This window comes from Congzhengia sp. (assembly GCF_037235575.1).
Lineage (GTDB): Bacteria > Bacillota > Clostridia > UBA1381 > UBA9506 > Congzhengia > Congzhengia minquanensis.
In genome coordinates this window covers 1-9,144 of the sequence record NZ_JAXUNN010000034.1, presented here as the reverse complement: position 1 = coordinate 9,144, position 9,144 = coordinate 1, and the positions used below count along the sequence as shown (strand labels likewise).

Below are 9,144 nucleotides of genomic sequence, written 5' to 3'. Positions count from 1 at the left end.
GGAAAAGTTTAAACAGTTGATTAAGGAGGAAATAAAAATGGCAGAATGTAAATTTGAAGACATCAGCGGGCACTACGGAGAAAAGCAAATTCGGGAAGTGTTTGAAATGGGAATCATGAACGGAGTGGACGAAACCCATTTTGAGCCGGATAAGCCGGTAACGCGGGCGCAGGCGGCGATTATTGCGCGGAACGTTGTGCGGTATATTATGGGAAAGTGAGGGGTGTGGAGTATGGAATGGACGGTTGTAACCGTTATTGTTTCTTTGGTTGGTTTGCTGGCGGCGGTAGCCACCCCGATTGCAAGGTTAAATTCCACCATAGCAAAGCTTACAACGCAAATGGAAGCGTTTATGAACGGTTTGGACGAATTTAAAAAACGATATACAAATCAGCTTCAGGAGTTTCACAAGACCCATGAGGATATTTATGGGAAAGTGAATAATCACGAAAAGCGGATTACGGTTTTAGAAACTGTGAACAAGAAATGAAAGGGGAAAACACCATGTTTGATTTTTTGAACGAACTGATATGTCCGGAATTGCTTGTGCTGGTTCCGGTGTTGTACTTAATTGGTTTTGCGCTGAAAAAGAGCGCGTTTAAGGACAAGCATATTCCTTGGCTGCTGGGCGTAGTTGGCATACTGTTGAGCACGGTATATTTAATCGCCAATTTGGAGGTTGCCGGGTGGCGAGATGTGTTGGCTGTGGTATTCGCGGGAATTACCCAGGGGGTATTGGTGGCTGGGGCCAGTGTGTATGTGAATCAGCTGGTAAAGCAAAAAGGGGAAAAGGAATAAATAATGGAGGTCCCGCATGTGGCGGGAATGGGTGCAAAGCCCCCGGAGGAGTTAAGACGCTGTGGGGGAAAGGAACAACAGCGAAATGGTGTGAGGAATTTCCGTAAGGAAATTTTGAACAAATCGGAGTTTGTCCCGGCGTGTATCATGTATTTCAATTTTGTTTCGAATTGTGACAATTGATTGACGGTTTTGGCAAAATAAATTATTGTTAAACTGTTATTTTAAAATACAATATCGACAAACAAGGGGGAATTTTGTAACATGAACGGATATTTTTCTCACAAAGTTAAAAGCATTTGGGCTGTTTTTCTTGCATTGATTGCGTCTATGTTGGTGTTGTCTGGCTGCGGTGGAACGTCAGATGGGGCCAGTAGTGCGGCGAACAGCACGGCAGTGGTTACTGTGGACGCAACACCGGTTCCGACTCCGGAGGTTACGCCCGAGACACTACCCGAACCGACTCCCGTGGTTACGCCTGAACCAACGCCTGTGCCGACTCCGATAGCTACGCTTGAACCAACGCCTGCACCAACTACAAAGGCAACGAAGGCGCCGGCCAAAAAAGAAGCAACGGTTGTTGTGACCCGGACGGGGGAGAAGTATCATACTGCTTCTTGCAGGTATGTTAGAGGAAAGAACGACACGAGAACTTTAACGCTGAGCAAAGCAAAGACGCAAGGTTATTCGGCGTGTAAGGTTTGTCATTAAATTCGGTTGCACAAGAGGCGGAGCGTTCCGCCTCTTGTGTTTTAATGTGAGATTATTATTTGACTGAATTTTTGACTGATTAAGCGGCAAAAAACAGCGGTAATTTACCGTAAATGAAATGTACAGAAAAACGAAGAAAAGCCTTATGTAGCCTGCGTTGCGAGGGTTTTTGATAAACAGCGTAAAAAGGCGTTTGATTAACTCTTAATCAGGGTGTCCGGGGTTCGAGCCCCCGATGGTGTACCACGTCGGAGTAAGTTTTGCTTGCTCCGATTTTTTCTTGCAGAAAAAATCATTCGCCCGCGCCGCTACTCCTCCTTTTTCGCAAAAAGGCCTGCTCGGCTCGCCTACGCGCTTGCGACGGCTCGCTGTCGCTACCACCTTTTTGCGAGTACGCCTGCGGCACGAAGGATATCTAAATTGTTCACTCTTCCCACCAGAAAACCCCGCAGCTGCAAGGCTTGCGGGGTTTTTGTTAATGATTAAGGCCGGTTGAACTTAATTTTAATATCACCGCATTCGTTTTCTGCTGTTAGGTCATAAAGTCCATTTGCCTGGTTTGAAAGATTACAGTCGCCAAATTCTGTTTTGGCAGAAATGGCAAACTCGCTTTTTGCTGCGTCAATCGTGCCCGATATGTCTCCAAACTGGCAGCTAAAGCGCATGGAATCGCTGACAATATTTTCAAAATCGATGTCTCCGCAGGAGTTGTCGGCGGAGAGCACGTCAGCACTTACATCTTCTAGGTCAATGTCGCCAAACTCTGCAATACATTCTAGCTTTAAAAACGCGCTGCGTTCTAATTCAATATCACCGGCGCTGGCAGAGGCGTGCACGGTTCCTTGTAAATTTGTTGCCTTAATGTCGCCATAATCTGTATGAAGGTCAAATTCAGGCGCCAAATCTTTCGGCAGCTCAACAGTAACGCGGCCGGTATTGCAGAAGTTAATATCAATATAATCATACCACCGCTTATTCAGTTCTGAGGCGGGCATGGTTTGCATTGTGAAAACACCGTCCTCGGTGCTGATACGATAATCTTTTGTTTTTCCCGTATAGCAAGTTACTTTAATTTCGCTTATATCTTTTGTGGTAATGTAAATATCGTCAAACGAAAGGTCTATATCTATTTTAAAGACCCCTTCGGATGGAAACGATTTTGTCTGCAGAACAGGCCCCGTCTTTGTCAGCGCACCCATCGCAGCTGCGGCGCCTGCAATTATAATTCCGCCCAGCAGGAGTATTCCGGCTGTGAGCATAATAATTTTTTTCGATTTCATACTGCCGCACTTCCTTTCTTAACAAATGATTCTTTCACCTTGCGGAATAAAAACAGGGTAAAGCGAATGACCTGCTTGGAACACCACACAGAAAAGAAAAATAAAAATACTGAAAGTCCGATAGAAATGAGGGCAAAGCCAAAAAACAGCATGGCCTTAAGTGCCGCTTCGGCAAACACAAACGGTGTTGCCAAAAGAAATGCAATTGCGGAACACACAAGAGCGGCAAACACAGCAAAAAGGGAAATAACCAACGACCACACCGCGATATACAACGCAAAAATCACAACAATTGCGGCCAGCAACAGTGAAACCCACAGCGGGGATGATATTGCCAGCAAGATGGCGGTTAAAGTGTCGATTTTATGTTTTTTTACATCTTCTGTGACAAATTTGCGCAGCGGCGTTTCATCAATGAGCCGCCTGCCGATATCCGACGGGGCATCGAGCCGCGCAATGATGCTTGCTTCCTCTTCTCCTTCTTCCATGGCGTCATCAATTATTTCTGTGTAATAATCCAGCGTTTTTTGTTTTTCGCTTTCAGGGATGCCGGAAAGCGCCTTATTTAAGGCCTCTAAATATTCCTGCTTATTCATTTCCATACTCCTCCTTTATAAATTCGTATGCTTTCATAATTTCTTTCCATTCCGTTAAAAATAGCCGTATTTTATCCATGCCCGACGGTGTTATTTTATAATATTTCCGAAGCCGGCCGTTATGTTCTACCGTATAAACCGTAATACAGCCGGAGCTTTCCAGCCGCTTTAAAATGGGGTAAAGGGTAGATTCAGAAATTTCAACATAGGGGGAAATGTCCTTAATGATTTTGTAGCCATAAGAATCCTCTTTGTTGATTGCAGTAAGAACGCAGACATCTAAAACGCCCCGTTTTAATTGTGCATCCATACATATCCCTCCTTTCACATTATATTATATAACGCATAGTATAATATGTCAAGCAGTATTAAAAAAACTTTTGAAAACCTGTGAAAACTATGGTACAATAGAAGCAAAAGGAGGAATGAAGATGGACTTTATTTATGAATATAAATCGCCGGTTGGCAGATTGCTTCTGTCCAGCGACGGGGAAGCCCTTACAGGGCTATGGATAGAGGGACAAAAATATTATGCTGCAACCCTTTCCACAGATGCTGAAAAAAAGGAAACGCCGGTTCATTTAAAGGCCGCAAGCTGGCTGACCGCATATTTTAACGGACAGGCCCCTGAAATTGATTTTCCGCTGAAGCCAAAGGGAAGCAGTTTTCGTCAGGCGGTGTGGGAGGTTTTGCGATCCATTCCTTATGGAGCTACCACCACATATGGCGCAATTGCCGCTCAGCTATCGCAAATAACCGGGAAAGGTACATCAGCCCGGGCAGTGGGCGGTGCGGTAGGGCACAACCCCATTTCCATTATCATTCCGTGCCATCGTGTGGTTGGCACAAGCGGCAAACTGACGGGATATGCCGGCGGGCTTGACGTGAAACAAACGCTTTTGGAACTGGAGAAGCAGGAGTAATAAAAAAACACCGCTTAAATTAAGCGGTGTTTTTTTATTATTATACATAAATAATTGTTACGCCAGAAAAGCTGACAGATCCGTTTAACACAAGTGTTTTGTCGGTGGTCTCAGAAGCAGTACCTCTGTGCTTCACACCGCTTAAGGTGCAGCCTAAATTATCTACTACATTCCAATTTTTTGGCACATAGAGTTCTAAGCCGGAAAAGCTTAAACGAACGTTAACAGAGGCCTTTTCGCCGGCCATATCCGCATGGTCGAAATAAACTTTCATTCCGCTGAACGCGCAGTCAATATTCACCTCTTGCAGCTGGTTTGTATTAACATATTTCACACTGCCGCCGAACTTAGCAGAAAGGTTTATAACGCTGTCGTCCGCTTCGTTAATAATTTCGTGAAACGATTCTTCCCTCGAGTGTTTGTAAAAATGCTTATACTTGGGAAACAAAAAGGAAAGCCCTATGCTTAAAAATAAAGCAATAAATAAAACCGGCCAGGGCGTAAGCGCCTGAATGCCCAGATAATCGTCATACAAAATTGCAATTATTGCCAACGGGAAAAAAATGCCCGGGTATGCTAAGTGAACTACATTTGAAATGATAATTGGAATTAACAGCACCGTTATAATTAAATTCACCGGATTTCCCAAAATCCCAAAGGCCCCGCACACAACTAAGATTGCGGCCATAATAAAAATGAGCCCCCACACAATATTTTTTTTATTCATGATAAGTTCTCCTTTCGTCTAACCTGTTTTTTAAAGCTTTGTAATAGTTTCTGGACACAAACACCTGCTTATGGGTGTGGTAAAATCGTACGCAGCCGGAGGAAGTCAGGTTTTTGTCAATCGAATATACGAAATCCACATTTATAATAGTGGATTTGGATATACGGACAAAAGAGCGGGGAAGCAGATCCTCAAGCTCGTATAATTTATATTTAATTTTATAAACGTCGTCCTTTGTGTGGGCATCTATGGTTGTTTGCGCGGTTTCAAAAAAGTAAATGGAACTGACCGGTAGATAATATTCAACATTATTTTTATAAAAGACCAGCTTCACCTTTTGCAGGGATTGAAGCAAGGTTTGCTGAAGCGTTTGAATGGTGCTGCTGATTTCCCTGCAGCGGATGATGACCTCTTCGTCGGAAATTGCATCGTCAACTTCAATTCGAATTTTCACAGTTTCAGCTCCTTTCCTGCAGTTCTTATTATAGCTGAATTTCGCTGCTATGTAAATTCTTTTCTGCTAACAGGTTGTTTTTTTACAGTAAGAGGTAAAAAACAGGATACAGCATTATTACTGTACCCTGTTTTTTTTGCTTTACTGGTTTGCGTCCATCGTTTGTTTTACAATGCTTTCCATCATATCGCCGGTCAGGGCGCTTGCCACGCCGCCGTAGATATTGCCGTCTTTATCAATCATATATGTGGTGGGGAATGCGCTGATGCGGTATTGATAAAACAAATCGCCGCTTTCGTCCAGCACAACGGGAAAGGTATAATTGTTTTTTGAAAGGAACTCTTTTACATGGTCTGCAGAGCCTTCCCGGTCCTGATTGGGGCCTGCTACACCCAGCACAATCAAATCACCGCTGTTTTTGCCATACCGTTCATAAAGCGCCTGAATTTCCGGCATTTCCTGTTTGCAGGGCGGGCACCAGGTGGCCCAAAAGTTTAAAAACACAGTTTTTCCTTTATAGTCAGACAGTCTGTGCTGGTTCCCATACTGGTCTTTTAAGGTAAAGTCCGGCGCCGGCACTGTTTTTTCTTCCTCTTCTGCGCCGGAAGATGCAGTGGGGGAGGCAGAGGGCTTTTCCGGTTCGCTGCTTTGCGTGCTTTGGTTATTTCCAAAACCCGTGCCTAAGTTCGATAAATAGCCGGTAATGCCGTTTAAATAGCCCGTTAACGTCATAATTCCCATGAGCACCAGCAAAACAGCGCCGGTTTTCACGGTGTAACGCACAATGTTCTGATGTTTTTTAAAAAACTCTAACACCGTGGTGGTAAAAAGCCCCACTGCGATAAAGGGCAAAACAAAGCCCAGTGTATAAACGCCGATGAGCAAAAATCCTTTTGCAGCGGTTTGCGATGCACCCGCCATTAAAAGCACACTGCCCAGGGTGGGCCCCACACAAGGCGTCCATGCGAAGCTGAACGTAAACCCTAAAATCAGTGCAGGAACAGGCCCCATGGTAAAACGATCAAGTGAAAACGGCAGCCGGCGCTCCCGGTCAAGTGTGCCGGATTTTCCAAACACACCGAACTGGTACAGGCCAAACAAAATCATTACAATTCCGCTGATACGCGCAAACCAAATGCGGTTGTCGCTGAAAAACCGTCCCAGAGCAGTAAAACCAAATCCCAGCAGGAAAAAGGCAAAGCTAATTCCAATCACAAAAAAGAGCGTATTTATCAAAACTTTTCGGCGGGGATAGCGGATGGTTCCATCTGCATCCAACATTTTTGTCCCCCCAGCCAGATAGCTCACATACAGCGGAACAAGGGGAAGAATGCAGGGTGATAGAAAGCTAATCAGTCCCTGCAGGAACACGGTAAATACCGGTACACTGGTTTCAATTGAAAATCCCATAAAACATCTCCTTATCGTTCCTCTTCCTGGAACGTATTTTATAAAAAAACCTGCATTTTTATGCAGGAGTTTTTATTCCAATTTTTTATTGATTATCCTCATCGTATTTTTTTAGAAGTGCTTTTATCCGTCTGACATCATCTGGAGTCAGTAGAGACTTCGTATGATTTCCGTTTTCAGCAAACGAAAAATTTTCGTTGTGAGGAATATCGCCAATCATATCATATATTTGCCTGCTGTGAGCAAGTGATTCCGCGTGCTGCAGAATGGCAATTTTATCGCTGATTGAAACCTTGCGGAATGCGTCTAATAAAATACGTTCCAACTGCTCAAAAGATTCATTTGATACGAGCATCTGCTGGCCTGAGGCGTCACTGCCGGTCAGCAGAAAATCTGTTGAAACGTTAAAGAATTCTGCAATTTGCCGAATTCGCTCAATATTCGGGCTGCTTTCTCCGTTCAACCAGTTCGCAACCGTGCTGGGGGACACATTTAACTGTTTCGACAACTTAAATTTCGTAATTCCATTGTTTTTCATAATTTCCTGCAGTCTTTGCGAAAAATTCAAGTAAATGCCCCCTATTAAAAAAAATAATACTACTTTTGCTTATTATATACTCTAAATATACCACAGCGTGTGGTCTTTGTCAATAATACTGAAACGAAAAGGCAGGCCGCAAAGCTTTGCGGCCTGCCTTTTCGTACCATATCCGTAACTGGGCTAAACAAAAATTGCAGCAAAAACGCAACAGCGTTTTTGCTGCAATTTTTTCAATACTATTTAGCGAATAACAAAGTAATGGCAACCAGAGCGGGCTGCCGCCTTAATGTAAGCTGATAATTGATCCGCCTTAATGGTGGAGCAAACAGGCTTTTTCCAAGTTTTAATCATGATGTCTTTCCCCCTTTCGTGTCATTTGCTTGAATATTTACTTAAAACGTCGATTATGGCGTCAAAGTACTTTCTGTTCAGGCTATAAAAAATGGTTTTTCCTTCGTTCCGCGTTTTTACAACCCCAATTTTCGTCATCATGGTGATGTGGTGATAGGCCGTGGAGCCGGAGAAACTGAAAATCTTTTCCAAGTCCTTGCAGGTAACTTCCTCCCGTTTCAACAGCAGCTCCAAAATTTTCACCCGGCTTTCTTCACATATCGCATTGCCGAAATCTAATAAGTTCAAATCCTTTTTGTTTTTAACAAAATCTAAAACAGAAAGATAGTCGTAACCAAGAAGATAAACAACACCCTCCTGCACACCAAAAAAATTAAGGTTAAATTTATTTAACAGGCAATAGGAAACATATAATTGTTGACTGTCTTTTTTAATAAAGTTTAAATCATCTAAGCCTTTCAAATTTTCACTCAGAATTTCAAACGTAGTCTGGTTATAAACGTCAAGAATTTTCTGATAATTTTTTTCGTAATACTGTGAAAGCATAAATTCTTTCGTCATTAACTCATAGTAAAGCGTTTGAATGTGGTGCTCGGTGTCATGAAAAAACTCATACAGCTTGCTTTTTACCTCAGCGCCATAGTGCGAGTTTTTAATGCATGAAAACAGCACAGAGCTTGAATTTACACAGTCATCTACTTGTTCATCTGTGAGGTCGTAAAAATAAAACCGAACCACATTGCGAATTATTTTGTCTTTATCAGATAACTCTTTCCGCAAAAACTTAAAATTATAGGTTGTAGAAAACTGTTCTTTATGCGGATTAAAATATTGCGTCGTGATAAGACAACAGCCGTTTTCAACAGCGTGAAAGAACACATATAAATCCTCTGAAATTTCAGGAAACTGGTCTAATAAGTCATTAAAAAATTTTATATTTTCAGACAGTTTTTTGTCATTGCTGTCAAGATTATTGATGCATAATTTTGTATTAAACTTGAGGTAAAAAATAAAAATTAAATCATAAATATAACCTGGCTCTTTTAATAAACGAATCTGGGGCATAAATAACACCTCTAATATTTCATTGTAAACAAATTATATCATAGAGGTTTTGTAAAATCAAGAGGTATTTTATCATAAAAATGAAAAACATAGATTCTTTTTTCATATAATTTCAATAAAGTTAGAAAATTGTCTAATTTTACTTTAAAGTTACACCTTAAATCGCGGTAAAAGGAGGTATGAAAAAAGCCTCGAAAGACGATTTCGAGGCTTTGGCGGAGATGGAGAGATTTGAACTCTCGCGCCGGTTACCCGACCTACACCCTTAGCAGGGGCGCCTCTTCAGCC

At 42.4% G+C, this 9,144-nt stretch carries 13 protein-coding genes; 4 read left to right on the top strand and 9 right to left on the bottom strand.

Annotated elements, in window-relative coordinates; genetic code table 11:
* The 3 genes from WIG73_RS08180 to WIG73_RS08170 all read left to right on the top strand — a co-directional run.
* Positions 1–220: S-layer homology domain-containing protein (locus tag WIG73_RS08180; protein ID WP_337400080.1), on the top strand; the 220-nt coding region annotated here is incomplete at its 5' end.
* Between the two features lie 12 nt (positions 221–232).
* Positions 233–490: a hypothetical protein gene (locus tag WIG73_RS08175; RefSeq protein ID WP_249311482.1), complete on the top strand. Its 258-nt coding sequence runs from the start codon at positions 233–235 to the stop codon at positions 488–490.
* A 14-nt stretch (positions 491–504) separates the two neighbouring features.
* Positions 505–798, top strand: a complete 294-nt coding sequence (locus WIG73_RS08170) for a phage holin family protein (protein ID WP_337400079.1) — start codon at positions 505–507, stop codon at positions 796–798.
* 281 nt (positions 799–1,079) lie between these two features.
* Here the strand turns inward: WIG73_RS08170 and WIG73_RS08165 are convergent, their stop codons facing one another.
* From WIG73_RS08165 to WIG73_RS08150, 4 genes are all read right to left on the bottom strand, one after another.
* Positions 1,080–1,361 (bottom strand): hypothetical protein, encoded by a 282-nt coding sequence (locus tag WIG73_RS08165; RefSeq protein ID WP_337400078.1) that lies wholly within the window; start codon positions 1,359–1,361, stop codon positions 1,080–1,082.
* Between the two features lie 630 nt (positions 1,362–1,991).
* Positions 1,992–2,789 (bottom strand): DUF4097 family beta strand repeat-containing protein, encoded by a 798-nt coding sequence (locus WIG73_RS08160; RefSeq protein ID WP_337400077.1) that lies wholly within the window; start codon positions 2,787–2,789, stop codon positions 1,992–1,994.
* Positions 2,786–3,385, bottom strand: a complete 600-nt coding sequence (locus tag WIG73_RS08155) for a DUF1700 domain-containing protein (RefSeq protein WP_337400075.1) — start codon at positions 3,383–3,385, stop codon at positions 2,786–2,788. Before WIG73_RS08155 ends, WIG73_RS08160 begins: the two co-directional genes overlap by 4 nt.
* On the bottom strand, positions 3,378–3,695 hold the full coding sequence (locus WIG73_RS08150) for a PadR family transcriptional regulator (protein ID WP_177678476.1): 318 nt from the start codon (positions 3,693–3,695) through the stop codon (positions 3,378–3,380). Before WIG73_RS08150 ends, WIG73_RS08155 begins: the two co-directional genes overlap by 8 nt.
* A 121-nt stretch (positions 3,696–3,816) precedes the next feature.
* Here WIG73_RS08150 and WIG73_RS08145 point away from each other — a divergent pair, with 121 nt between their 5' ends.
* Positions 3,817–4,308: a methylated-DNA--[protein]-cysteine S-methyltransferase gene (locus WIG73_RS08145; protein ID WP_337400072.1), complete on the top strand. Its 492-nt coding sequence runs from the start codon at positions 3,817–3,819 to the stop codon at positions 4,306–4,308.
* A gap of 40 nt (positions 4,309–4,348) precedes the next feature.
* Here WIG73_RS08145 and WIG73_RS08140 read toward each other — a convergent pair whose 3' ends face one another.
* The 5 genes from WIG73_RS08140 to WIG73_RS08120 all read right to left on the bottom strand — a co-directional run bounded on the left by WIG73_RS08140 (position 4,349) and on the right by WIG73_RS08120 (position 8,856).
* Positions 4,349–5,035: a hypothetical protein gene (locus WIG73_RS08140; RefSeq protein ID WP_337400071.1), complete on the bottom strand. Its 687-nt coding sequence runs from the start codon at positions 5,033–5,035 to the stop codon at positions 4,349–4,351.
* A complete protein-coding gene (locus WIG73_RS08135) occupies positions 5,028–5,489 on the bottom strand; it encodes a LytTR family DNA-binding domain-containing protein (RefSeq protein WP_337400070.1) in 462 nt (153 codons plus the stop codon). Before WIG73_RS08135 ends, WIG73_RS08140 begins: the two co-directional genes overlap by 8 nt.
* 141 nt (positions 5,490–5,630) lie before the next feature.
* The gene (locus WIG73_RS08130) at positions 5,631–6,899 is read right to left on the bottom strand and encodes a cytochrome c biogenesis protein/redoxin (protein ID WP_337400069.1); all 1,269 of its coding nucleotides are present in this window, start codon (positions 6,897–6,899) and stop codon (positions 5,631–5,633) included.
* A gap of 85 nt (positions 6,900–6,984) precedes the next feature.
* Positions 6,985–7,467: a helix-turn-helix transcriptional regulator gene (locus WIG73_RS08125; protein WP_337400068.1), complete on the bottom strand. Its 483-nt coding sequence runs from the start codon at positions 7,465–7,467 to the stop codon at positions 6,985–6,987.
* 345 nt (positions 7,468–7,812) lie between these two features.
* On the bottom strand, positions 7,813–8,856 hold the full coding sequence (locus WIG73_RS08120; RefSeq protein ID WP_337400066.1) for a hypothetical protein: 1,044 nt from the start codon (positions 8,854–8,856) through the stop codon (positions 7,813–7,815).
* Positions 8,857–9,144 lie beyond the last annotated feature (288 nt).

Excerpts from the sequence above, each read along its gene's own strand:
- WIG73_RS08175 (WP_249311482.1), top strand. The coding sequence starts at position 233 with ATGGAATGGACGGTTGTAACCGTTATTGTTTCTTTGGTTGGTTTGCTG.
- WIG73_RS08170 (WP_337400079.1), top strand. The coding sequence starts at position 505 with ATGTTTGATTTTTTGAACGAACTGATATGTCCGGAATTGCTTGTGCTG.
- WIG73_RS08160 (WP_337400077.1), bottom strand. The coding sequence starts at position 2,789 with ATGAAATCGAAAAAAATTATTATGCTCACAGCCGGAATACTCCTGCTG.
- WIG73_RS08155 (WP_337400075.1), bottom strand. The coding sequence starts at position 3,385 with ATGAATAAGCAGGAATATTTAGAGGCCTTAAATAAGGCGCTTTCCGGC.
- WIG73_RS08150 (WP_177678476.1), bottom strand. The coding sequence starts at position 3,695 with ATGGATGCACAATTAAAACGGGGCGTTTTAGATGTCTGCGTTCTTACT.
- WIG73_RS08145 (WP_337400072.1), top strand. The coding sequence starts at position 3,817 with ATGGACTTTATTTATGAATATAAATCGCCGGTTGGCAGATTGCTTCTG.
- WIG73_RS08140 (WP_337400071.1), bottom strand. The coding sequence starts at position 5,035 with ATGAATAAAAAAAATATTGTGTGGGGGCTCATTTTTATTATGGCCGCA.
- WIG73_RS08130 (WP_337400069.1), bottom strand. The coding sequence starts at position 6,899 with ATGGGATTTTCAATTGAAACCAGTGTACCGGTATTTACCGTGTTCCTG.
- WIG73_RS08120 (WP_337400066.1), bottom strand. The coding sequence starts at position 8,856 with ATGCCCCAGATTCGTTTATTAAAAGAGCCAGGTTATATTTATGATTTA.